This window comes from Deltaproteobacteria bacterium (assembly GCA_029210625.1).
Taxonomy (GTDB): domain Bacteria; phylum Myxococcota; class Myxococcia; order SLRQ01; family SLRQ01; genus JARGFU01.
In genome coordinates this window covers 1-22,413 of the sequence record JARGFU010000052.1, presented here as the reverse complement: position 1 = coordinate 22,413, position 22,413 = coordinate 1, and the positions used below count along the sequence as shown (strand labels likewise).

The window sequence follows — 22,413 nt, the reverse complement described above, 5'->3', positions numbered from 1 at the left end:
CGGCGGGAGCCGCAGCGGCAGCGGCGGTGGCGGCGGCGACGGCTCGGCCTCGCCCGGCGGCCCGGGCGCCGGCGGCGGGGGCGGCGGCGGCTGCCTCGAGATCGTGAGCCTCTCCGGCGCCGACCTCGTCCTGGACGGGGACCTGGCGGCTGGCGGCGGCGCCGGCGGCGGCGTCCGCCACGGCAGCCCGGGGGGCGCCGGGGGTGGAGGCAGCGGAGGCCGGATCAGCCTCGACGCGGGCACCGGTCTGCTCCAGCTCTCGGGCCGGATCCTCGCCGCGGGGGGCGAGGGCGGCAGCTGCAGCGCGGCCTCCTCCGGGGGCGCCGGCGGGGGCGGCGGCGGCGGCCTCCTGGAGCTGAAGGGCGCCTCCTTGCGCCTCGAGGGCAGCCGCCTGCGGGTGGACGGGGGCCGGGCCGGGCAGGGCGGCGCGGGCGCGAGCGCCGCCTTCGAGGGAGCCCGGGGCGACGTCGCCGTGCTTCCGTAGGCCGGCGTTTCTCGTCTACAAGGGGTGCCCGAAGGGAACCGGCGGGCCCCCGGCGGGGTCCAACGCACCCGTGAGACCATGTCGAGACGCCTGACCATCGTCCTGCTGGCCCTCCTCTACGGGCTGGGGGTGCTCCTCTTCAAGCGCTGGCAGCGGCTGCGGGCGGCGCGCAAGGGGCTGGCGCTGGTCTGGCTCGAGGGCTTCGACCACCGGGCCCTCCTGGACGAGCTGGAGACCCTCTACCGGGCCGGCCGCCCCGGCGCCCCCGGCGAGGACGAGGAGCCGCCCCCCCGCCAGGGTGAGCTCCTGGAGGTGGGCGAGCCCCTGCTGGGGGAGCCGGTGAGCTGGGTGCTCGCCACCGACTTCGACCCGGAGCGGGATCCCGACTTCTCGGCGCTGCCCGGGCCGATCCGCGAGGCGGTGACCCGGCTCCGGGCCGGCGAGCTCGCCGGGGTCGAGACCCTCTGCGAGCCCGGCCAGAGCGCCGAGCTGGACCAGGCCTTCGCCTCCCTGGGCACCCACGCCTTCCTCGCGGCCCTCTACGGGGGTGACCTGGACCGGGCGGAGACGATCCTGCGCTCGCTGCCCTCCTGGACCAACGGCCGCATCGCGCCCCGGCTGGTGGCCGCCTACCTGGGGCAGGTCGCCTTCCTGCGGGCCCAGCTGGCGAAGGACGGCAGCCGCCACCGCTGGGCCCGGGAGGCCCGCCAGCAGCTGAAGGCCGCCGCCGCCACCAGCGACTTCGCCGAGCCGGCGGTGCGGGCGCTCTGGGCGAAGGTGAACCTGCGCTTCTTCAGCCACGCCCTGAACCTGGAGCTGCAGGAGATCCTCGTCGGGCGCCACCTGCGCAAGGCGCTGACCGAGCATCCCCACTCCCCCGAGCTCTTCTTCGAGCTGGCCTACCTCCTGGCCCGCCGGGGGCAGGTGGCCGACGCGATCGACAACCTCGCCCGGGCCGCCTACTTCTCGGGCAGCCGCGACTTCTACCGGCGGCCCCTCCTGGAGGATCCGGCCGTCTCGGCCTTGAAACCCGGGCTCGTCGCGCAGGTGCGAGGGAAGCGTTGACCCCATCTCGAACGCCGTTCTAAGGTGCCCGCATGCAGCTTTCCGCCTACGGAGAGACCGACGTCGGCCGCAAGCGGAAGCACAATGAGGATGCCTTCCTCGTGGACAGCGAGTTGGGCCTCTTCATCGTCGCCGACGGTATGGGAGGACACGCGGCCGGTGAGGTCGCGAGTGCCAAGGCCGTCGAGGTCATCCAGGCCCACGTCGCCTCGCGAAGGGACGTCCTGGAGGCCTACGCGGCGGATCCAGCCGATTTCGACCTGCGGGATCAGTGCCAGGCGATCGTCGAGGAGGCGATCCACCTGGCCTGCGCCGAGATCTTCGATCTCGCGCAGTCCCAGGCCGAGAAGCGAGGCATGGGCACCACCACGGTGCTGATCCTCAAGGCTGGCTCCAAGGCGATCATCGGCCACGTCGGCGACTCTCGTGCCTATCTCCTGCGAAACGAAAAGGCCTACCAGCTGACCGAGGATCACACCCTGGTCAACGCCCAGCTCAAGCAGGGGCTGATCTCGAAGGAGGAGGCCAAGCGCGCCGCCTTCCAGAACGTGATCACCCGCTCGGTGGGCTATCAGCGCTCGGTCCAGGTCGACACCCTCCTGACCGACCTGCTCCCGGGCGATCGCTATCTCCTCTGCTCGGACGGGCTCTCGGGCTACGTGCGGGAGGACGAGTACGCCAAGTTCCTGGGCGCCGGCACGGCCGGTGAGCTGCCCGAGAAGCTGCTGAAGCTCGCCAACCACCGCGGCGGCAAGGACAACATCACGGCCATCATCCTCGAGGTCGAGGGTGAGGCCACCGCGCCGGAGAAGGCGGACGTCGAGGAGCGGATGGAGGTGCTGCGGCGCATCCCGCTCTTCAAGCACCTCAAGTACAAGGAGCTCATCCAGCTCCTCTCCATCGTCCAGACCCGCACCGCGGTCGACGGGGAGACCCTCATCACCGAGGGCGAGGCGGGCGAGGAGCTCTTCGTCATCCTCCGCGGCGGCGCCGAGGTCCGGGCGGGGGAGACCCCGGTGGCCCAGCTCGGGGCTGGCTCCCACTTCGGCGAGATGGCCCTGATCGACGCCTCGCCCCGCTCGGCGACGGTGGTGGCGGTTCAGCAGAGCACGCTGCTCATCATCGATCGGGACAACTTCTTCACGCTCCTGCGGCGGGACTCGCTCCTGGCGGTGAAGCTCCTCTGGGCCTTCCTGCAGATCCTGAGCGAGCGCCTGCGCGCCACCAACGAGGAGCTCTCCGGGGCGAAGTCGGAGCTGGCGGCTCGGGCCCCGACCCCCTTCGGTCAGGAGTGATGCGGGCCGGCCGGCGAGGGAGGGCGTTGCTCCTGGCCTTCCTCGGCCTGGTGGGGCTCGTCCCCTCGACGCCCGCGTCCGCCGCCGAGGCCGAGGCCGCCTCGGCCCGGGTCGCGGTCCACCCCCTCAAGAGCCTGGGCCTCGATCTCGAGACCCTCGGGCGCCTCGAGGAGGTGCTGCGAGGCGAGATGGAGCGGGTCCCGGGCATCGAGCTCGTCGAGATCCCGGCCACCCGCGCCGCGGCGGACGAGATCGGCTGCGACGGCAAGCCGGCCTGCCTCGGCCCCTTCGCGACCAAGCTCGGCGCCGCGGTCGCCGTCTACGGCGTGGTGGCGGCGCTGGGCGAGTCCTACAACATCACCCTCAAGGCGGTGGACGGCGGCGGCCAGGATCGCGGCCGGGTCCAGAAGACCATCGGCGGCGAGGAGACGGTCCTCATCGACGGCATCAGGGGCGCCGCCTATCAGCTCCTGCGACCCGACCTCTACGTCGGCAAGCTCGAGCTGCAGGTCCCCGTCGCGGGCGCCGACGTGCAGATCGACGGCCGGAGCGTCGGGGTGACCCCCCTGGACGGCCCGATCCACGGTCTCTCACCGGGCAAGCACGCCCTGAAGATCGTCTCCAAGGGCTTCAGCGACTTCGACAAGTTCGTCGAGGTCCGCTTCCAGCGCACCAGCGTGGTCAGCGTCGATCTCGAGGGCTCCTCGGTCTCCGGCGTGATCTACCGGGAGGAGCCACCGCCCCCGCTGGTCGCGGTGACCCCGACCCCGGAGACCCCCCCCGCGGCGGTCACCGACCCGTCCGCGCCGCCGCCGCCGCGCTCCCACGTCCTGCGCTGGGCCGGGGTCGGCGTCGGAGGCGCGGGGCTCCTCGCCGCGGGTGGCGCGGTCGTCTTCGTGGCGCGGGCCAACAAGACCTCCGGCGAGTTCACCCAGCGCTGGGAGGACGAGGGGCGGGGCCCCGACGCCACCCTCGATGGCGCGGACTGGCAGAGCTACCAGAGCGATCGGAAGACCGCGAACGCCCTCTACCTCACCGCGGGCATCGGCCTGGCGGCGGGGGCGGGGCTGGTCGTGATCGACCTGCTGCAGGGCGGACCCCAGCCGCAGGCGCCGGCGGCGGAGAAGAAGCCCGAGGCGAGCGCGCGGTTGCTCGTCGGGCCCAGTTATCTGGGCTTGCGGGTCAGCTTCTAGCTCTTCGCTTCGCTGGGTCCACGGGAGAACCCGTGGACGTAGACGGGTACGTGTACGTCTACGACCGGCGAGGTAGCGCGGAGGCCGTGCACGTACCCGTCCACGTGCACGTACACGGCCGTTCCGAGGACTACTCGGTGGTCTCGGTCCGGTTGATGTACTCCTCCGGCATCACCGTCTCGGTCCCGCCCCAGTCGCCGGCGGTCTTCCACTGCGGCGGCACGGGGAACTCCCACTTGAAGAGGGCGTTGTAGGGGTTGCCGGCGTCGCTGGTGCCGGAGAGGCCGATCTCCCAGATCACCTTCTCCGCCTCGGGCGGGAAGAGTTCGACCCACCAGGAGCCGAGGACGGCCTGGGCCGGGAACTCCTCGATCCAGCGCTCGGGGTGGGTGATCTTGATGGTGGGCTCACCGGTGTTGCCGGCCATCTCGCCGTGGACCTTCCCCTCGGCGTCGAGGAACTGGAAGAACATCCGCGAGAAGGAGAGGGGGACCTTCACCTTCTTCACGGTGCCGGCGGCGGTCTTCTTGGTCTCGACCCGGCGGGGGGCGCCCCAGAGGATGAAGTCGATCTTCAGGCGGGGCGCGCCCTCCCAGTCGGCGAGCTTCACCGAGTAGATGTCGAGGTGGAGGTTCTCGGCCTCGGCGTTGATCTTCGGCACGAACTCCCCGCGCTCGAGGGTGTCGAAGACGCCCTTCGCGTACTCGAAGAACTCGCGGTAGTCCTCCATCTGGTTGGTCTGGATGTGGCCCTTCTCGTTGTTGAGCTCGATCTCCTTCCACGCCTTGTCGACGTCGTGGAGCTCCGGGTAGCGGTTGTAGACCCGGTTGAGCTCGGAGAAGTACCACTTGAGACCGGCGTGGATCTCTTCCTTGTAGCGCTGGGGATCGTCGACCCCGCGGATGGTGCCGAGGCGCTCGGTCCACTGCTGCTGGAGATCCTGGATGGCCTCGGTGTAGGCCGCCTGCGTGGTGGTGGTGGTGTAGTACCAGATACCGCCTGCGCCGGCCGCGCCGACGAGGATGACCACGGTGAGGGTCTTCAGCAGTGGATGCATGCCCGTTCCTTTCCAGCTGGGGGAGGGGAATGCGTAACCGGGAGGCTTGGGAGGATGCAAGGCCTCGTGCTAGTTTTCGGCCGTGCGAACTTCATGGCTCCTGGCCCTCTTCCTGCTCCCGAGCCTGGCCTGCTCCGGCGGTCAGTCCCGCAAGTTCATCGACGAGGAAGGTCCTGCCCCCTCCGAGCTGGCCGCCGAGACCACCGAGATCGGCTACCGCTCGCACGATCAGATCCTGAACAGCCGCCGCAATCCGGACGATCCGGTGCCCCTGGGCGGTCAGGTGGTGGTGACGATCCGGCGCTCGACGCCGGGGCGGGCCGAGTTCGACGCCATCAACGTGGTGGTGGACGACGGGGGCATGATCGTCCTCGACGTGGTGGGCAAGCGGGGCGAGGCTCCCTCGATCTGCGGTGACAACAGCTGGTGCAACGAGCTCTCCTACGACATCGAGAAGACGGTGGTCGGGCCGATCCACGTCACGGTGATCGACACCCGCGCCGGCGATCGCCGGGAGGCGGACTTCGAGGTCGCGGGCGGTTGAGGCGGGGGGCCGCAGGCGCCCCGCGACCGCTCTCCCGCACGGCGGCGCCGATCGCGGCGGGGCTGCTCGCCCTCGCGCTGATGGCCCGGCCGGCCGGCGCGGGCGATGACCCCCTGAAGCCCCTGCAGGCGGCCCTGGAGGCGAAGAACGCCGAGGAGGTCCTCCTCCGCAGCCTGGATCTGGATCCCCTGCCCGCCACGGCGGCGGATCCCCTGGCCGCCGCCGCGCGACTGGCCAACGAGGGCGGGGACGCCCTCCTGGGGATGCAGCTCTGTCAGCGGGCCCTGAAGGTCGCGCCCCGGCACCGGGAGTCGCTGCTCGCCTGCATCGCCTCGGCCCGGAGCCTCGATCAGTTCGACCCGGCCCTGGAATGGATGCGGCAGCTGCGCGAGGCCCACCCGGGGGACTCCGAGGGCCAGCTCTGGGAGCTGCGCCTCCTCGCGGCCGAGGGCGAGTGGGAGGCCTGCGCCGAGGCCGGGCGCGCCTTCGCCCGCTCGGACGCGCCCGCCGCGCCGAAGGCCGAGGCGAAGACCCTCACCGGGCGCTGCGAGCTGCGCCTGGAGGAGAACGCGGCGGCCCGGACCGAGGTCGCCACCCTGATGGCCGCCCTGGCCAAGGCGAGGGCCGAGGCGCCGCGGAGCACCCCCGTGGCGGCGGGGGCCGGGGAGCGGCGGCCGGCCGCGGGCGGGGAGGGCGTGATCGTCTACTCCACCCGCTGGTGCGGCTACTGCAAGAAGGCCAAGCGCTGGCTGAAGCAGCAGGGGGTGGCCTTCGTCGAGAAGGACATCGAGCGGGATCCGGAGGCGACCATCGCCCTGGCGAAGAAGGCCGCCGAGCAGCGGATGCGGCTGGGCGGGGTGCCGGTCTTCGAGGTGAACGGCGAGCTGATGGGCGGCTGGTCCGAGAAGGGCCTGCGGCGCCTCCTCGAGCGCCACGGCTACCTGCGCTGAGCTCTGGCGCGCGCCGCTAGGCCTGCGCGGGCTTCGGCTTCGGGGGCACGAAGCGCTCCTTCGGGGGCAGGTAGACGTAGAAGACCGTCCCGACCCCCTCTTCGCTCCAGACCCGGATCTCACCCTGGTGCGCCTGCACGATGCCGTAGGAGACCGAGAGCCCGAGGCCGGTGCCCTCGCCCTTCTTCTTGGTCGTGAAGAAGGGGGTGAAGAGCTTCTGCCGGTTCTCGGGGGTGATGCCGTGGCCCTCGTCCTTCACCGAGATCACGACCCGGCCGTCGGGCGCCTTGCTGGTGGTGAGCTCGAGGCGGCCCCCCTTGGGCTTCATCGCGTCGGCGGCGTTGAGGCAGAGGTTCATCAGCACCTGCTGCAGCCCGGAGAGCTCGCCCATCACCTCGGGGAGGCCCTCCCCGAAGCCCACCGAGACCTGCACGTGGGCCATCTGCAGGGGGTGGGCGACCAGCTTGATGGACTCGCCGACGATGGTGTTGGGCTGCAGGGGCTCCATCTGGCCCGTCTCGCGCCGGGAGAAGGAGAGGATCTTGCCCAGGATCTCGGTGGCCCGCCGGCTCTCCTTCTCGATGGTCTCGAGGTGGGAGATCACCGGGGAGCCCTCGGGCGCCAGCTTCTTGGCCAGCTGGGCGTAGCCCAGGATGCCCGAGAGGGGGTTCTTCACCTCGTGGGTGATGCCCGCGGCGAGGTGGCCGAGGGCGCCCATCTTCTCGGAGTGCACCAGGGCCTCCTGGGCCTCGATCAGGCGCTGATCCCGCTCGGCCAGGCCCTGCTGCATCTGGGCGAAGGCGACCGAGAGCTTCTTCAGCTCGCCGCTGCCGACCTGGGGGACGAAGGCGTCCAGCTCTCCCTGGCCGATCTGCTCGGCGGTCTTCGCCAGGAGGATCACCGGGCGGCTCACGCCGCGGGCCACCAGGAAGGCCAGGCCCAGGGCGGCCACGATCGCGATGAGGGCGATGAGGGCGACCTTCCTCCCGAGGGAGGCGACGGCCTGGGCGATGGAGTCCGAGGGCAGGTCCTGCACCACGCCCAGGCCCCCGAGGGGCGCCGCGGCGTAGGAGCCGATGCGGCTGGTGCCGCCGCGGTCGTAGGCCACCGAGCCCGTGCGTCCCTCGCGCAGCGCCAGCACCGGGGGCAGGGAGGAGGCGTCCTCCTGGGTCGCGACCCGGGAGGCCTCCAGGGCGGTGAGCACCCGGTCATTGGTGTCCACCACCCAGGTGTCGAGGGTGGAGGCCGGGGAGGGCGAGAAGATCCAGCGGCCGTCGACGAGGGCCTCGACCTCGATCTCACCCACCGAGGCGCGGCGGGAGATCCGGACCCGGGCCACCGGCTGCTGCGGGAGCCGGCTCACGTTCTCCACGACGGTCTCCCCGGAGGGCAGCGCCGGCGCGGCCTGATCGATGCCGGAGAGGATCACCTCGCCGCTCTTGCCGAGGCTGGCGGGATCGACCCGCAGATCGGCCACCCGCTCCTCGGCCTGCTTCACCCGCAGGGCGAAGAAGCCGCTGCCGGCGAAGAGGGTCTCGGTGGCGGTCACCCGGCTGCGGGGGTTGAGGTAGGGCGCCGTCGCGACCTCGCCCATGGCCTCCATCCGCGAGGTCAAAGCCTCGAGGTTGGCGCCGACGGCCCGCGCGATCACCGGCGTGCTCTCGGTGCCGAGCAGCTGGACGAAGGCGCGCTTGTCCTCCTGCAGGTAGGAGACGCCGATCCAGGCCAGCACCCCCATGGGCACCAGGATGAAGGCCGCGGAGAGGGTCAACAGCTTGGTCTGTAGGCTCACGGTCCCTCGCGTCGCACCTTCAGGTTCTTGAAGGTGACGTTGTTGGCCGGGTCCACGGCCTCGATGACGATCTGGTTGAGCCCCGGGGTCAGGTTCACGTCGGTGGAGAACTGCCCGTTGTCCTGGACGGAGAGCTCCCGGCCGTTGATCTTCACCTTGGCGCCGGCCTCGGTCTGACCCTTCACCGTCACCTTCGCGGTGTCGACGGTGAGGCCGTCGCCCGGCGAGGAGATCGTCACCTTCGGGGGCTTGTTGTCCTTGAGGATCGAGAAGTTGTAGGTCGGGCCCGGCCGACCCCTCACCCCCTCGGGGCTCACCGCGCGGACGGTCCAGTAGTACTTGCCCGGACGCAGGCCGCGGTTCGCGTAGCGGATCTTGTCGTGCATCTGGGCGTAGACCGGGGCCGTGCCGTCGGGATCGAAGCTGATCACGAGCTGGTAGCCCGAAGCCTCGGGCACGGGGGACCACTCGAAGTCGACCGCCGGGGGCGAGTCGAGGGTCATGAAGGTGGCGCTGTTGTCCGGCGTCCGCGGGATGGGCGGGGCCGGGATGGCGACGCGCGCGCCGGGGGCGCCGTTGGAGGGCACCAGCACCGCGAAGCCGGCCGGCACCTCCTCGGTCATGCCGCCGCTGCGCACGCGCACGGTGCCGCGCTCGGAGATGACCCGCAGCCCATCGGGGAGGCGCTCGGCGCGGGCGCTGGTGCCCTGGTCGCCGGTGCCGTCGATGCTCACCCGGGTGCCCCGGCTCTCGACGACCACCGACGCCATGGAGGAGCTGGAGCCGGAGAGGTCGGCGGTGATCTCACCGGACTGGAGCTCGACCACCACCACCCGGCGGCCGCCCTTGTTGCCGGCCCGGGCGAGGACCATCTGGCTGTCCGCCTGGGCGCCGAGGACCGCGCCCTTGCCGAGCTTCAGGCCGGTGGCCTGGGTGGCCTTGAGCACGTCCTTGGCCGAGAGCTTCACCTTGCCGCTGATGGGCTTGAAGGAGCCCTTGCCCTCGGCCTGGCGGGCGAGGCCCTTGCCGAGGACCTGGCCCTTGAGATCGAACTCCTCCTCGGTGGCGAGCTCCTCCTCCACGATCTCCTCGGTCTCCTCCGGCGCCGACTCCTCGACCACCGGCGGCGGGGCGCCGCCCGCCTTGTAGACCTCGGTGAGGAAGAAGCGCCGCACGAAGCCGTACTCGCCCTGGCGGCCCTCGGCGTCGATGGAGGCCACCCGCCAGAACCAGCTGCCCGCGGCGTCGGGCGCGATCGAGTAGGTGGTGCCATCGACGGTAGCGTCGGTGGCGAGGTCGGTGAAGCCGAAGCCGCGGGCGACCTGCACGCGGTAGCTCTCGACCCCCGGCACCGCCTCCCAGCCCAGCTGGACCTTGGGCTCGGCGGCCGTCGGGGTGATGCGCTCGTCCACGCCGGGCCGGAGGCTGCGGGGGTAGGGGGGCAGGGCCTTCACTTGGGCGGGGCCCGCCGCCGGGAGGGAGACCGCCTGGCCGGCCTTCACCCGCAGGGTCTCGCCGCCGGTGTCGACGTCGGCGGAGCCGGAGAGGATCGAGACCTCGGCCTGGCCGTCCTGCGAGCGGCGGAAGCGGTAGCGCAGGCGCTCGCTGCCCTCGGTGTTCGAGATCAGGCGGGCCGCCACCTGACCCTGGGCGTCGAGGATCCGCACCACCCGGCGGCCGCCGGAGATGTCACCGGAGACCGTGCCGGACTCGACCCGGACCTCCTGCACCGCGAGGCCCTCCTCGTCGATGCTCGGAGAGGTGATGACCACCATCGAGGTGGGATCGACGTTCAGGGTCAGCCCGGCCAGGTAGCTCACCACCGCCCGGGAGCGCATCCCGGTGCGGATGACGTCGCCCTCCTTCAGACCGTCGCCCACGATCGCGTCCTCGAAGGAGAGCTCCTGGGCGTGACGCGACTCGACCTGGTTGAAGGCGCCGGTGAGGTGAGCGACCTGATCGGTGCTCGAGCCGGTGGAGTCGAAGAGGAAGACCAACCAGTAGGAGCCGGCCAGGACGACCAGCGCCGAGAGGAGGGCGAGGAGCGCGGTGAAGATACGCATCAGTAGACCACCTGTAGGCGCAGCTGGAGGCGGGAGCTGTGCTCCACTCCCCCCGTGACGGCGACGTAGGCATAGACGAGCCCGAGGCGGAGCCAGGGCCTGGGCTGGTAGGAGAGCTCGGCGCGCCCGAGGTACTCGGTGAGCTCGGGCTGCGACTGGAGCCGGAAGTCGAGGGCGAAGAGGAAGCTGGAGGTCGGCAGGAGCTCCAGGCGGCTGGCCTGGAAGAGGGTCATCGCGCCGCTGACGAGCCAGGCCCCGAGGGTGGCCGAGAGCTGGAGCTTCTGGCCGAGGGGCAGGCCGAGGGAGAGATGGACGACGTCGCCGGCGGCCTCGGGCTCGACGTCCCGGTTGTCCTCGACGTGCGCGTAGCGCAGCGAGGCGAGCAGCCCGCCGCGGGAGCGGAAGGTGGCCTGCAGCGCGCCGTCGAGCACCTCTCCCTCGCCCCCGGCGGCGCTCACGCGCCCGCCCACCCGGGCGCGGAGGTCGAGGCCCTCGGTGGCCCGGAAGCGCACACCGAGGCCGCCGCCCACCAGGGTGAAGCTGCTGCTGTCGTCCCGGGCGCCCTGGAGGAGGCCCGCGTCGAGGAGGGCGTCGAAGGCCTGGCTCTCCAGCCCGAAGGCCCCGTCCACCGCGTGGCGCATCGGCAGCCCGGCGTCGCCGCCCAGGAAGAAGGCGCCCTGGTAGCCCAGGGCGAAGCCCAGGTGCTTGCCGAGGCCGCCCTCGGCGCCCAGGCGGGCGTCCGCCCGCCCCCAGGCCAGGCCCGGCTCTCCCTCGGCGGGGAGCGGGCGGTCCTCGGTCTGCACCCCGGCGCCGCCCCAGAGGCGCAGACCGCTCTGCAGGGAGTAGATCCCGTAGCCGCTGCCGGTCGCCTGGAGGCCCTTGCGCAGCTCGGGGGAGACCCCGGGGGTGGGGGAGTAGAGGGCGCGCCCGAAGGGGGCGAGCTCGAGGGTGGCGCCCGGCGTGAGGCTGCTGCTCTCCACCGGCCAGCTGCGCTTGATGGTGCCCACCGTCCCCTCGGGGTTGGTCACCTCGAGCAGGAGGTCGCCCTCGGCGATCTCGACCAGGGTGTCGAAGCGTCCGTCGCTCCCCACCGTGATGGCCTTCGCGCCCGCCTGCAGCCGGTTCCCGGGCTCGGTGTGACCCCGGATGCGCAGGAAGGGGCTGTTGAGCACCGAGGTCTCGATGGGCAGCTCGCAGTAGAGCTGGGGGATCGCCGGCTGATCGATGATCGCCCGGCCGTCGGGGCGGGTGTCGCTCCACCAGGCGCGCAGCTCGTAGAGGGTGCTGACCTGGCCCTCACCGATCGCCGAGAGCTCCAGGCGCCGCTCCTTGTTGCCCACCTTCATGACGTGATCCGCGACGCCGTCCTTCAGCTTCAGATCGTCGTTGCCGACCTGGGCCCGGCGGGCCCCCTTCACGCCCAGCTTCAGGTGGACCTCCAGGTCCCCGTCGGCCGGCCGCTCGGGCGCGATCAGGGGGGGCTCCTCGCTCCCCCAGGTGATCCGGGTCTCGGCGCCCGGGCTCTCCACCACGAAGGCGGGCACCTCGATGGAGGCCGAGGACTCGCGGCCGTCCGCCCGCCGCAGGCGCACCCGGATCGTTCGCGCCTCGGCGCCGAGGCGAACCGGCGAGATGAAGGAGCCGTCCTTGTCGAGGGTCGCCGCCTGACCGTTCACTTCGGCCAGGGCGTCCCCCGGGGGCACGTCGAGGGCGGGCCGCTGCATCTTGCGGCCCTTGCCGGTGGTGAGCCCGAAGGGCCGCCAGGGGCTGCAGCTGCGCTCGTCGCCGGCGTAGCTCAGGCAGAGCTGCACGGTGTAGCCGGCCGGGGCCGGGAGGGCCGCGCCCGCCGAGTCCTTCCCCTCGAAGTCGATCTTCCGCGGGGGCTGCCCCTCGCCGCTCGTCTCGAGGACCACCCTGGCCTCGCTGTCCCTGACGGCCAGGGTCCAGCGGCCGGGCGTCTCGCGGGAGGTCGTCGAGGGCTGGAAGGCGGCCCCCCTCGGCTCGGCGGCGTCGACGAAGCCGCCGCGGGAGAAGCCGGAGAGCTCCACGTCCACGGCGGGGAAGGCGAGGCGGGCGCCGTTGACCAGCGCCTGCAGATCGGTGGCGTTGCCAACCACGTTCACCGGCAGCTCCTCGAGCGCCAGGAAGAGGGCCTGACCCCGCACTTCGGGCTGGCCCACCTGGAGGGCCTCCATCTTGATCACCAGGGGGAAGTCGAGGGTCCGCACCGACCCGGGAGGCAGCTCGATCAGCCGCGGGGCCGGGGCCCTCGCCACGCCGGTGGGCAGGGATCCCCGGGTGATCGCCACGCTCTGCTGCCCGGGCGAGAGCTCGCTGAACTGATAGCGGCCGGTCGCGTCGGTGATCACGAAGCGGCCGTCACCGAGGCGGATCATCACCCCGGCGATCCCCGGCTCTCCGGCGTCGTGACGGCCGTTCTCGTCGAGATCCTCGAAGACCCGGCCGGCGAGATCGGCCCGGCCGACCAGCGGGTTGCGCACCCGCTCCAGGGGGCGGAGGTCGTAGGTCCGCTGCTGGCCCGAGGCGGCCAGCGGGGTCAGGAGCAGGCAGAGGGCCAGGGAAAGTCCCCAGGGAGAGGCTGCCTTCGTGCGCCTCCGTCTCACCGTCTGCGAGGTTCCCATCATTCGCCCCTACAGGCCTCCGGTCCCGACGCCAGGACGACCACCTCCTCGACCTGGTCGTGAATACCGCCCTTTGCCCTTCCGACGGAAGCGTACACCGAATCGGAGTTGGGGAGGGCGCCGGGCCGCGGCGCCAGCGGCTCTTCGGGAATCATGATCTCTGGTTTACCATCCAGGCGATGAACGGAAGGCTCGCCCTGACCCTCTTGAAGGTGCTCCCGCGCAACGCGCTCTCCCGGGCCGTCGGCGGCGCCGTGCGGGGGCCCTGGCCCCGGGCCATGCACCGCCTCTCCATCCGCACCTTCGTGAAGCTCTACGGGATCGAGACCGGGGAGATCGCCCGGGACCCCGCCGACTTCCCGACCTTCGGGGAGTTCTTCATCCGGGAGCTGCAGCCGGGCGCCCGCGAGATCGAGGGCGGGCCGGGCACGCCGGTCTCGCCCTGCGACGGGACCGTCGGCGCCTTCGGCCGCATCGAGGACGGCCAGCTGATCCAGGCGAAGGGGCGCACCTACCCCCTCGACCGCTTCCTCGGCGGGGAGGGGAGGGAGGTGCCCTTCCTCGAGGGTCACTTCCTCACGATCTACCTCTCCCCCCGCAACTACCACCGGGTGCACGCGCCGCTGGCCGGCCGGATCAGCGAGGCGGTGCACGTGCCGGGGACCCTCTGGCCGGTCTTCCCGGCCGCGGTGGACACCCTGGACGAGCTCTTCGTGGCCAACGAGCGCCTGCTCACCTTCCTCGAGAGCGATCGCGGGGCGGTCTGCGTCGCCATGGTGGGGGCCACCTGCGTGGGCCGGATGCGGGCGAGCTTCGACGAGATCGTCACCAACGTGCCGGGGCCGCCGGTGGCGCGCCGCTACGACGACGGGCGCGCGCTCGAGCGGGGCGCCGAGCTGGGGATCTTCGAGATGGGCTCGACGGTGGTGCTCCTCCTCTCGAAGGAGCACGGCGCGCTCGATCCCGGCCTGGCGCCCGGGCAGCCCATCCGCCTGGGCCAGCGCATCGGGAGCCCGGCCTCGTGAGGCCCCTCGTCGCCGTCGCGCCCCTGGCCGCGCTCCTGGCCGCCGCCGCGGTGGGCTGCGGGCCCCCGGCCCTGGAGGATCTGGTGGTGGAGAACTCCCCCAACGCCTACTCGCTCCAGGCGACCCTGAACGACGCCTCCGGCAACCGCGAGGAGGTCTGGTCGGTGAGCGGGGATCGGGTCTGGGTCGACTGGAGCGGCACCGCGCTCGGCGCGGGCAGCGTCTCCCTGGCGCTCACCTCCCCGGACGGCCTGCAGGCCTACCGGGAGAGCGCCACCGCCGCCGGACCGCCGGCCGCCGCCGCCTCGATCACCTCGAGCGCCGGCGAGTGGACGATCCGCCTGGACTACAGCGGCGCCGAGGGCAGCCTCGCGCTCGACCTGACAGGAGTGCAGTGATGCGAAGGCTCTCCCTGATCGTCCTCTCCGCGCTCGCCCTCCTGGGCTGCCCCTCCGGAGAGGGGGACTCCGGCGGCGGCGGGGCCGCGAGCAACAAGGTCTCCTCCGCCGCCAAGGACTTCCTCTCCTTCGCCAAGACCGGCGACGCGGCGGCCAGGGGCGGGCCCGGGATGCAGCACCGGGAGGTGCACTACTCCGTGGCGCGCAACGTCCTCGTCCCCGGCGAGCGGCCGGTGCGGCGGGTCGAGCTGGAGCTGCCCCTGCAGATCGGTGCCGGCGACCTGGAGGCCACCCTGCGGGCGGCCAGCCGGCGCGGCGATCTCGGGGAGGAGGGGGCCCTCCTCGAGCTGGTGGCGCACCCGGGCAAGCTGCGGAACCTCTGCGGCCCCTACGCCCTCTTCACCGTGGCGCGGGACGGCAAGCCGGTCCCCCGGACCGAGGGCCTCAACGAGCGCCTCCTGATGGAGCCGAAGCTCGGGGCCGAGCTGGATCTCGACGAGACCCGGGCGGTGATCCCGATGGACGACGTCGCCGGCACGGGCGCGAAGCGCAAGGCCATCGTCGCGGCCGGCGTCGCGGCGGGCCTCGACGAGGCGCGCGCCGAGAAGCTCCTCGAGAAGCTCGAGGAGCATTACCCGCCGCCCCCGAAGGTGAAGTGACTCACCTGCGGCAGAAGCGCGCTCAGGCGGCGCCCAGCCGGCGGAGCGCAGCGGTCCCCTGGACCTCGGGGTGAGATGGGGGGCTCGGGGGGAGCAGGACGCTCCCCCCGGCTCAGGAAGACCCGCCGAGGAGGACCGCGTCGTTGGGCCGCACGTCGGCCTTGTCGCGCAGGCCCTGGACCCAGGCCTTCTCGACCTCGCGCTGCTTGGCCGCGAGGAGGCGCTCCTCGATGGCGCCCTTCTCGGTCTCGAAGCTCGCCAGGTCGGGGGTCTGCCGCTCGTTGAGGCGCACGACGTAGAAGGCGCCGCCGACCTCGACCACGCGGTCGAGGAGGGGGCTCTCGGCGCTCAAGCCCTTCACGGCGGCGGCGAGGTCGTCGTCCCGCCCGATGCCCGGCACGTAGGAGCCCTGCAGGGCGGTCAGCCCGGTGCTGTTCGCGGTGTGGGTGGGCTTCTGCGCCGCGGGCTCACCCTCGGCCGGCGCCGTGGGAGGCGGCGCGATCTCGGTGAGGGTCTTGCCGGTGCGGGCCTCGGCGAGGATCTCCTCGGCCTTGGCCTTCGCGGCCTGCTTGGCCAGATCGTCATCGATGACCAGGCCGGCGACCTCGCGCTCGACGTCGGCCAGGGGCTTCTCCTCGGCCGGGCGCACGCCCTCCACCTTGATGAGGTGGAAGCCGTACTTGGTCTCGACGACGCCGGAGAGCTGCCCCTCCTCGAGGGCGAAGGCCGCCTCCTCGAAGGGCTTGGCCATGGCGCCGGGGCCGAACCAGCCCAGGTCACCGCCGCGATCCTTGTTGCCGTCGTCCTGGGAGTGGGCCTTGGCGAGCTCGGCGAAGTCCTCGCCGGCCTGCACCTTCGCCAGGAGGGCCTCGGCCTCGCCGCGGGCGGTCTCCTTGGCGGCGTCACCGCCGGCGGCGTCGAACTTGATCAGGATGTGCCGCGCCTGCACCCGCTTGGGCTGGCTGTAGCGGAACTTGTTGCGCTCGTAGAAGGCCTCGACCTCGTCCTTGCGCTTGGCGAGCACCTCGTCGATCGAGGCCTCGTCGGCCTGGGTCGCGCCCTTGAACTGGAAGGGGGAGAGCCGCACGTACTCGAGGTCGATCTTGTCGTTCTCGCGCAGGTAGGCGGCCTTCACCTCGGCCGGAGAGATCTTCACCGACTCCTTGAGGGCGAGGCGCATCTTCTCGGCGAGGAGGTCCTTGCGCAGCTGGGCCTCCCACTTCGCGCGGGGCAGCCCGAAGTAGTTGTTCACGATCTGCTTGTAGCGCTCCGGGTCGAACTTCCCCTCGACCTGGAAGAAGTCCATCTCGGTGATGGTCTTCTTCAGCTCGGCGTCGGAGACCCGGATGCCCTGGGCGAGGGCGGCCTTGGCGACCAGCTCGCGCTCGATGAGCCCGTCGAGGATCGTCTTGCGGATCCCCATCGCCTCGGCCTCTTCCCGCTTCAGGGGCTGGCCCGTGAGGCTGCGGTAGCGCTCGAGGTACTGGGCGTAGGCGCGCTCGAAGGCGGCGGCGGTGATGATCTCTCCCTCGACGAAGGCGGCCTGTTGCGCACCCTGGGTGTTGGGGGCGTAGCTGCCGGGGCCGAAGGAAATCGCGAAGACTATGATGATCGCGCCGAGCGCCGCGTAGATGACGTACTTGAAGACGACGTTCTGGCGGGGGTCGCGAAGCTTGCCGAGCATCGGCACTCTCCTGGGTAAATCTCTTTAGTTCTGGGGATTTGAGAGCTTGACAAGCTACTCGCGGCACCCTGAAGATTCAAGACCCATGTGGGCCCTCTTGCGCCGCTATCGCGAGCTCACCGTCGTGGTGCTCCTCCTGGTCGTTCCTTTCCTGCTCTTCACGGCGGGGAGCAAGGCGCCCGGGAAGCGTAATGCCGCGGATCGGGCCGTCCTCTGGCTCTCCTCGCCCATCCAGCGAGCCGTGGTCTGGACGGTGGAGGGGGTCCAGGACCTCTTCCACAATTATGTCTACCTGGTGGGGGTCGAGGACGAGAACGAGCAGCTCCGGCGGAAGGTCCTGCGCCTCCAGGGGGAGGTCGACGCCAGCCAGGAGATCGCCGTCGAGAACACCCGCCTGCGGCGCCTCCTCGATCTGAGCCGGGAGGACGGCCTGCCGCCCATCGTGGCGCCGGTGATCGGGGTGGGGGTGACGCCGACCCTCGCCCGCACCCTGCGCCTCGGCCGGGGCAAGGAGGGCGGGATCCGGGTCGATCAGCCGGTCGTCGCGCCCGAGGGCGTGGTGGGCAGCGTGGTCGCCGTGGGGCAGGGCTGGTCCGACACGCTCCTCCTCGCCGACCCCAACAGCGCGGTGGCCGCCCAGGTGGTCCGCTCCCGGGCGCGGGTGACGGTGCGCGGCACCGGGGCGCTCGACGAGGCGGTGCTCGAGAACGCGCTGCGGACCGACGACATCGTGGACGGCGATCTCCTCGTCACCTCCGGCACCGGGGGCATCTACCCCAAGGGGTTGCCGGTGGGGCGGGTCACCGGCGTCACCCGGGGGCAGCACGGCCTCTTCCAGAGCGCGAAGGTGATCCCGGTGGTGGATCTCGCCCGCCTCGACGAGGTCATGATCCTCGCGGACACGATCGCCCCCGCGGGCCTGGCGACGGGCCCCGAGGGAGGGGCGGAGAGCCCCTAGGATCATGCGTCGAGTCGCGCTCTTCCTCGCCCTGGGCATCGTCCTGGGCTCCCTCGAGTCGGCGCTGCTGGCGGCCCTCGGCGTGCGCGCCTTCGGGGCCGGGCTCCTCCTCGGCCTGATCCTCTACCTGGGGGTCCGGGCCGGCCCGGTCGAGGGGGCCTTCGCCTCCGCGGGCATCGGCTACCTCTGGGACGTCTTCGCGGGCACCCCGTCCGGGCTCTCGGTGGGGATCGGGGTGGTGGTCTTCCTCTTCGTCCGCTACGCGACCCAGGCCGTGGACGCCGTCCCCGCGGTGGTGGTCGTCGTGGCCGGCCTCGCCGAGACCGTGCGCTTCGCCGTGCTCGCCCTGGTCTTCTGGGCCAGCTCCAGCCTCGAGGCCGCCACCACCTCGGTGATCCTCCTCGGCCACGGGGTGGAGATCGCGCTGGCCACCGCGCTGGCGCCGCTCGTGTACTCCCTCGCCGGCTTCCTCGACCGCCTGGTCGTCGGGGCGCCCACCGAGGGCGGAGAGGTCTGGCTCTCGTGAGCCTGATGCCCGCCACCGGCGAGGGCCGGGACTACGGATCGCGCTACGTCTGGGTGCTGGGGGTGGCCTACGCCGCCTTCCTCATCCTGGGGGTCCGGCTCTACCTGCTGCAGGTCGCGCAGGGCGAGTACTTCGCCGCCCGCTCCCGCTCCAACGTCGTCAAGGAGATCCCCCTGGCCGCCGATCGGGGGATGGTGCTCGACGCGAACGGCACCATCGTCGCCGACGCCCGCCCGGCCTGGGACGTCTTCCTGACCCCGGCCTTCTGCGAGGATCCCGACGCGACCCTGCGCCACCTGGAGGAGGGGCTGCAGCTGCCCGCCGGCATCTCGCGGCAGGCCGCCGAGAAGGTGGCGTCGGCCCGGGGGCTGGAGCGCTTCCGGCCGATCCGGGTCGCGCGCAACGTCGGCCGCGACGCCCTCGACTGGGCCGAGGCGCACAGCCTCGAGCTCGACGGCGTCGACATCCACGTCCGGCCGCGGCGGCACTACCGCTACGGGCCCTCGCTCTACCACGTGCTCGGCTACATGAACGAGATCGGCCCCCGCGAGCTCGAGCGGGCTCAGGAGAGGGGCCTCGACTACCGCCTCGGCGACAGCATCGGCCGCAGCGGCCTCGAGGAGATCTTCGAGGACGAGCTGCGCGGCACCGACGGCCTCGAGAAGGTGGTGGTCGACGCGAAGGGCCGGCGCCTCGCCGGCCTCCAGACCGACGAGGGCGTCATCGCCCTCATCCCCGAGGCCGAGCGGATCCAGCCCGCCGTCCCCGGCCACAACCTGGTGCTCTCCATCGACGCCCGCCTGCAGGAGACCCTCGAGGAGGTCTTCCCCGGCCGCGCCGGCGCGGTGGTCGTCGTGGATCCCCAGACCGGCTTCATCCGGGCGATGCTCTCCCGGCCCGCGCCGGATCCCAACCGCCTCACCGCGGGCATCACCCGCACCGAGATGCGCCTGCTGCGGGACGACCCCCTCGAGCCGATGCTCCACCGCGCCATCCAGCAGCACTACCACCCGGGCTCGACCTTCAAGGTCTTCACCGCGCTGGCCGCGCTGGAGCAGGGCATCGGCACCGAGGAGGCCACCCACTGCAACGGGGGCTACCGCATGGGCCGCCGGCGCTGGCGCTGCTGGCGGGCCGCGGGCCACGGCACGACCTCTCTGAACCGCGCCATCCAGCACAGCTGCGACACCTACTTCTACTGGGTGAGCGATCGGATCGACATCGACCCCATCGCGAAGTGGGCGCGCGCCGCCGGCCTCGGCAGCAAGACCGAGTGTGGGCTCCCCCACGAGGTGCCCGGGATCATCCCCGACGTGGCCTACCACGACCGGGTCAGCCCCGACGGCTACACCCGGGGCTTCGCCCTCAACACCTCGATCGGGCAGGGGGACGTGAACGTCACGCCCCTGCAGCTGGTCATGGCCTACGCCGCCATCGCCAACGGCGGCACCGTCTACCAGCCGCAGCTGGCCCTGCGGATCGAGGACGCGCAGGGGAAGACCCTGCGCAGCTTCGCCCCGAAGGTCCGCCAGAAGATGGTGGTCGATCCCGAGCACCTGGCGGCGGTGCGGGCGGGGCTGCGGGCGGTGGTGATGGAGCCCGGCGGCACGGCCTACTACCGCTATCCCCGCCGGGAGGGCTTCACCGTCGAGGTGGCGGGCAAGACCGGCACCGCGCAGGTGGTGAAGCTCGGTGAGGAGCGGGAGAAGGCCGAGGACCTGCCCTGGGAGGAGCGGGACCACGCCTGGTTCGCCGCCTTCGCCCCGGTGGAGCAGGCCGAGATCGCGGTGGTCGTGCTCAACGAGCACGGCGGACACGGCTCCAGCGGCGCGGCCCCCACCGCGATGAAGGTCATCCAGCGCTACTTCGAGCTCAAGGCCCTCGACGCCGCCCAGCGCGCCGGCGCCGACGAGCCCGCCCCCGCGCGGAGCCGGGACAGCGAGCCGCCCGCCGGCCTCCTCCGCCCGCCCGAGGGCGGCCACACCCCTGGCGCCCTCGGCGCCGAGGCCGGGCTGGTGCACGGATGAAGCTCGCCTCCGACGGCGCCTCCCAGAAGGTGCTCGCCAACTTCAACTGGGGTCTCTTCGGGACGACGGTGATCATCGCCCTGATCGGCCTGTGGAACCTCGCCTCGGCCTCGAAGGCCGCCCACACCCAGGTCTGGGTCTCCCAGAGCGCCTGGCTGGGCCTCGGCTTCGGGATCGCGCTGCTGCTCTGCGTCTTCGACTACCGGCACCTCCTCCACGCCGCCTATCCCCTCTACGGGCTGGTGCTGGTGCTGCTGGTGCTCACCCTGCTGGTCGGCAACGTCCACAAGGGCTCCCAGCGCTGGCTGGTCTTCGGGCCCGTCCGCCTGCAGGCCTCGGAGCTGGCCAAGGTCGCGGTGGTCCTCGCGCTCGCGCGCTTCTACCACGACGACGTCGAACCCCGGGAAGGCTACGGCTTCCGGCGCCTCTTCGTACCGGCGCTGCTCCTGGGCCTGCCGGTCCTGCTGGTCGTGCGCCAGCCCGATCTGGGCACCTCGCTGCTCATCCTGGCGGTGGGGGGGACCATGGTGCTCTTCGCCCGGGTCCACCGGCGAGCCCTCATCGTCGGGGTGGTCGGCGGCCTGGTGGTCGCCGGCTCGGCCTGGCTGTGGTTCCTGGAGGACTACCAGCGGCGGCGGGTGACGGCCTTCCTCGATCCCGAGGGCGACGCGAAGGGCGCGGGCTACCACCACATCCAGTCCACCATCGCCATCGGCTCGGGAGACACCTGGGGGAAGGGCTGGGGGGAGGGGACCCAGACCCAGTTCTCCTTCCTGCCCGAGCAGCACACCGACTTCGTCTTCTCGGTCTTCGCCGAGGAGCACGGCTTCGCCGGCGGGGTGCTGCTCCTCCTCCTCTACGCCCTGCTCCTGGCGCTGATCATCGGCGTCGCCGCGTCGGCCAAGGATCGCTTCGGCGTCTTCCTCGCCATCGGCGGGGCCGCCCTGATCTTCTGGCACATCTTCGTGAACATCGGCATGGTCACCGGGCTGCTCCCGGTGGTGGGCGTGACCCTGCCGCTGCTCTCGTATGGCGGCTCCAGCATCGTCACCGTGCTGGCGATGCTGGGATTACTGCTGAACGTCGGCCTGCGACGCTACCGCTTCTAGCAGCCTAGAGCTGAGCGGAGAGCATCGCGTCGAGCTTGTCCTTGCCGACGGCGCCGACGACCTGATCGACGACCTGGCCGCCCTTGATCACCAGGACGGTGGGGATGCTGCGGACGCCGTACTGGCCGGCGACCTGCTGGTTGTCGTCGACGTTGACCTTGCCGACCCGGGCCTTGCCCGCGTACTGCGCGGCGAGCGCCTCGACGTGGGGGGCGATGGCGCGGCAGGGGCCGCACCAGGGAGCCCAGAAGTCGACCAGGACGGGCTGATCCGACGAGACGACCTCCGCCTGCCAGTTGCTATCGGTGAACTCGAGGACGTGCTCGCCTGCCATGGGTGCTCTCCTGGGTCGGGGTGATCGGCGCTCCGGCGCCGGACGGGGAGGGCGGTTCTACCCCACCGGCGGTGTCGGTCAAGGCTGTCTTTCCGGGCGTGCGTGGATAGGATGGGACCTCGACGCGGGTCGGCGCCCGTACACGTCCGCCGGAAAGTTTCAGGGAGCACCATGTCCGACTTCCTCTTCGTAGCCCAGGAGATGCTCGACAGCTGGATGATGTCCGGCAAGATCGACTTCTCGGGTCACGTGATGACCATCCGGGGGGACCGCCGCTCCTACGTGCTCGAGCCGGCGGTGCGCTTCGTGCGCCTCCTGGGGGAGGAGGCCGACTCGGCCGGGCTGATCGGCAAGGTGAAGACCATCGCCCAGGTCGAGGGGGCGGGCGGCGAGCACTACGCCGACTCGGTGATCGTCGACGACGTGGCCTACGAGGTGCAGAACGGGTTCGTGGCCCGGGTGACCCTCCCGGAGAACACGACGCCGCCGCCGAGCGCGGCCGCGGTGGGGGTCGAGGTGCCCCCCGCGGCGGCGCCTCCGGCGATCGAGCCGACGGCGGCGCCCGCGCCGATCCCCGCCGCGCCGGCGGTCGAGGCCGCGCCCGCGGC

The 22,413-nt window shown here is 72.0% G+C and carries 20 protein-coding genes; 14 read left to right on the top strand and 6 right to left on the bottom strand.

Annotated features, from left to right (window positions below; genetic code table 11):
* From P1V51_24860 to P1V51_24845, 4 genes are all read left to right on the top strand, one after another.
* On the top strand, positions 1-484 hold a 484-nt coding region (locus P1V51_24860; GenBank protein MDF1566287.1), incomplete at its 5' end, for a hypothetical protein.
* Positions 485-562: 78 nt separating this feature from the next.
* Positions 563-1,549: a hypothetical protein gene (locus P1V51_24855; GenBank protein ID MDF1566286.1), complete on the top strand. Its 987-nt coding sequence runs from the start codon at positions 563-565 to the stop codon at positions 1,547-1,549.
* A gap of 32 nt (positions 1,550-1,581) precedes the next feature.
* The gene (locus P1V51_24850; protein MDF1566285.1) at positions 1,582-2,844 is read left to right on the top strand and encodes a Stp1/IreP family PP2C-type Ser/Thr phosphatase; all 1,263 of its coding nucleotides are present in this window, start codon (positions 1,582-1,584) and stop codon (positions 2,842-2,844) included.
* Between the two features lie 26 nt (positions 2,845-2,870).
* Positions 2,871-4,037 carry a PEGA domain-containing protein gene (locus P1V51_24845; GenBank protein MDF1566284.1) on the top strand — a complete coding sequence of 389 codons (1,167 nt, stop codon included), beginning with the start codon at positions 2,871-2,873 and terminating at the stop codon, positions 4,035-4,037.
* Between the two features lie 130 nt (positions 4,038-4,167).
* Here P1V51_24845 and P1V51_24840 read toward each other — a convergent pair whose 3' ends face one another.
* Entirely contained in the window at positions 4,168-5,094 is a 927-nt protein-coding gene (locus P1V51_24840; protein MDF1566283.1) for a hypothetical protein, read from the bottom strand.
* An 82-nt stretch (positions 5,095-5,176) separates the two neighbouring features.
* Here P1V51_24840 and P1V51_24835 point away from each other — a divergent pair, with 82 nt between their 5' ends.
* Positions 5,177-5,638 carry a hypothetical protein gene (locus tag P1V51_24835; protein MDF1566282.1) on the top strand — a complete coding sequence of 154 codons (462 nt, stop codon included), beginning with the start codon at positions 5,177-5,179 and terminating at the stop codon, positions 5,636-5,638.
* Entirely contained in the window at positions 5,635-6,588 is a 954-nt protein-coding gene (locus P1V51_24830; protein ID MDF1566281.1) for a glutaredoxin family protein, read from the top strand. The genes P1V51_24835 and P1V51_24830 overlap by 4 nt, the downstream gene beginning before the upstream one ends.
* A gap of 16 nt (positions 6,589-6,604) precedes the next feature.
* On the opposite strand, the gene P1V51_24825 is transcribed toward P1V51_24830, so the two are convergent.
* The 3 genes from P1V51_24825 to P1V51_24815 are packed head-to-tail and all read right to left on the bottom strand — an operon-like array spanning position 6,605 to position 13,067.
* On the bottom strand, positions 6,605-8,380 hold the full coding sequence (locus P1V51_24825; GenBank protein ID MDF1566280.1) for an ATP-binding protein: 1,776 nt from the start codon (positions 8,378-8,380) through the stop codon (positions 6,605-6,607).
* Positions 8,377-10,443: a hypothetical protein gene (locus tag P1V51_24820; protein MDF1566279.1), complete on the bottom strand. Its 2,067-nt coding sequence runs from the start codon at positions 10,441-10,443 to the stop codon at positions 8,377-8,379. The genes P1V51_24825 and P1V51_24820 overlap by 4 nt, the downstream gene beginning before the upstream one ends.
* On the bottom strand, positions 10,443-13,067 hold the full coding sequence (locus tag P1V51_24815; GenBank protein ID MDF1566278.1) for an SdrD B-like domain-containing protein: 2,625 nt from the start codon (positions 13,065-13,067) through the stop codon (positions 10,443-10,445). Before P1V51_24815 ends, P1V51_24820 begins: the two co-directional genes overlap by 1 nt.
* A gap of 197 nt (positions 13,068-13,264) precedes the next feature.
* Between P1V51_24815 and asd the strand changes: the two genes are divergently transcribed.
* From asd to P1V51_24800, 3 genes are read left to right on the top strand one after another with little or no spacing between them, the layout of a single operon-like run.
* Positions 13,265-14,110, top strand: a complete 846-nt coding sequence (gene asd / locus P1V51_24810; GenBank protein ID MDF1566277.1) for an archaetidylserine decarboxylase — start codon at positions 13,265-13,267, stop codon at positions 14,108-14,110.
* Positions 14,107-14,508 (top strand): hypothetical protein, encoded by a 402-nt coding sequence (locus P1V51_24805; GenBank protein ID MDF1566276.1) that lies wholly within the window; start codon positions 14,107-14,109, stop codon positions 14,506-14,508. The genes asd and P1V51_24805 overlap by 4 nt, the downstream gene beginning before the upstream one ends.
* Positions 14,508-15,167 carry a hypothetical protein gene (locus tag P1V51_24800; GenBank protein MDF1566275.1) on the top strand — a complete coding sequence of 220 codons (660 nt, stop codon included), beginning with the start codon at positions 14,508-14,510 and terminating at the stop codon, positions 15,165-15,167. Before P1V51_24805 ends, P1V51_24800 begins: the two co-directional genes overlap by 1 nt.
* A gap of 112 nt (positions 15,168-15,279) precedes the next feature.
* On the opposite strand, the gene P1V51_24795 is transcribed toward P1V51_24800, so the two are convergent.
* The gene (locus tag P1V51_24795; GenBank protein ID MDF1566274.1) at positions 15,280-16,851 is read right to left on the bottom strand and encodes a SurA N-terminal domain-containing protein; all 1,572 of its coding nucleotides are present in this window, start codon (positions 16,849-16,851) and stop codon (positions 15,280-15,282) included.
* Positions 16,852-16,936: 85 nt separating this feature from the next.
* On the opposite strand from P1V51_24795, the gene mreC reads away from it, so the two are divergent.
* Genes mreC through rodA form a run of 4 tightly spaced genes read left to right on the top strand, consistent with a single transcriptional unit; the run spans position 16,937 to position 21,471 of the window.
* Positions 16,937-17,809, top strand: coding sequence for a rod shape-determining protein MreC (gene mreC, locus P1V51_24790; GenBank protein MDF1566273.1), 873 nt, complete (start codon positions 16,937-16,939; stop codon positions 17,807-17,809).
* 4 nt (positions 17,810-17,813) lie between these two features.
* A complete protein-coding gene (locus tag P1V51_24785) occupies positions 17,814-18,335 on the top strand; it encodes a hypothetical protein (protein ID MDF1566272.1) in 522 nt (173 codons plus the stop codon).
* Between the two features lie 5 nt (positions 18,336-18,340).
* Positions 18,341-20,362, top strand: a complete 2,022-nt coding sequence (gene mrdA / locus P1V51_24780; GenBank protein ID MDF1566271.1) for a penicillin-binding protein 2 — start codon at positions 18,341-18,343, stop codon at positions 20,360-20,362.
* Positions 20,359-21,471 carry a rod shape-determining protein RodA gene (rodA, locus tag P1V51_24775; protein ID MDF1566270.1) on the top strand — a complete coding sequence of 371 codons (1,113 nt, stop codon included), beginning with the start codon at positions 20,359-20,361 and terminating at the stop codon, positions 21,469-21,471. Before mrdA ends, rodA begins: the two co-directional genes overlap by 4 nt.
* Before the next feature lie 4 nt (positions 21,472-21,475).
* On the opposite strand, the gene trxA is transcribed toward rodA, so the two are convergent.
* Positions 21,476-21,805, bottom strand: a complete 330-nt coding sequence (trxA, locus tag P1V51_24770) for a thioredoxin (GenBank protein ID MDF1566269.1) — start codon at positions 21,803-21,805, stop codon at positions 21,476-21,478.
* 171 nt (positions 21,806-21,976) lie between these two features.
* Here trxA and P1V51_24765 point away from each other — a divergent pair.
* On the top strand, positions 21,977-22,413 hold a 437-nt coding region (locus P1V51_24765), incomplete at its 3' end, for a hypothetical protein (GenBank protein MDF1566268.1).

Excerpts from the sequence above, each read along its gene's own strand:
- P1V51_24855 (MDF1566286.1), top strand. The coding sequence starts at position 563 with ATGTCGAGACGCCTGACCATCGTCCTGCTGGCCCTCCTCTACGGGCTG.
- P1V51_24850 (MDF1566285.1), top strand. The coding sequence starts at position 1,582 with ATGCAGCTTTCCGCCTACGGAGAGACCGACGTCGGCCGCAAGCGGAAG.
- P1V51_24840 (MDF1566283.1), bottom strand. The coding sequence starts at position 5,094 with ATGCATCCACTGCTGAAGACCCTCACCGTGGTCATCCTCGTCGGCGCG.
- P1V51_24820 (MDF1566279.1), bottom strand. The coding sequence starts at position 10,443 with ATGCGTATCTTCACCGCGCTCCTCGCCCTCCTCTCGGCGCTGGTCGTC.
- asd (MDF1566277.1), top strand. The coding sequence starts at position 13,265 with ATGAACGGAAGGCTCGCCCTGACCCTCTTGAAGGTGCTCCCGCGCAAC.
- P1V51_24800 (MDF1566275.1), top strand. The coding sequence starts at position 14,508 with ATGCGAAGGCTCTCCCTGATCGTCCTCTCCGCGCTCGCCCTCCTGGGC.
- P1V51_24795 (MDF1566274.1), bottom strand. The coding sequence starts at position 16,851 with ATGCTCGGCAAGCTTCGCGACCCCCGCCAGAACGTCGTCTTCAAGTAC.
- mreC (MDF1566273.1), top strand. The coding sequence starts at position 16,937 with ATGTGGGCCCTCTTGCGCCGCTATCGCGAGCTCACCGTCGTGGTGCTC.
- P1V51_24785 (MDF1566272.1), top strand. The coding sequence starts at position 17,814 with ATGCGTCGAGTCGCGCTCTTCCTCGCCCTGGGCATCGTCCTGGGCTCC.
- mrdA (MDF1566271.1), top strand. The coding sequence starts at position 18,341 with ATGCCCGCCACCGGCGAGGGCCGGGACTACGGATCGCGCTACGTCTGG.
- rodA (MDF1566270.1), top strand. The coding sequence starts at position 20,359 with ATGAAGCTCGCCTCCGACGGCGCCTCCCAGAAGGTGCTCGCCAACTTC.
- trxA (MDF1566269.1), bottom strand. The coding sequence starts at position 21,805 with ATGGCAGGCGAGCACGTCCTCGAGTTCACCGATAGCAACTGGCAGGCG.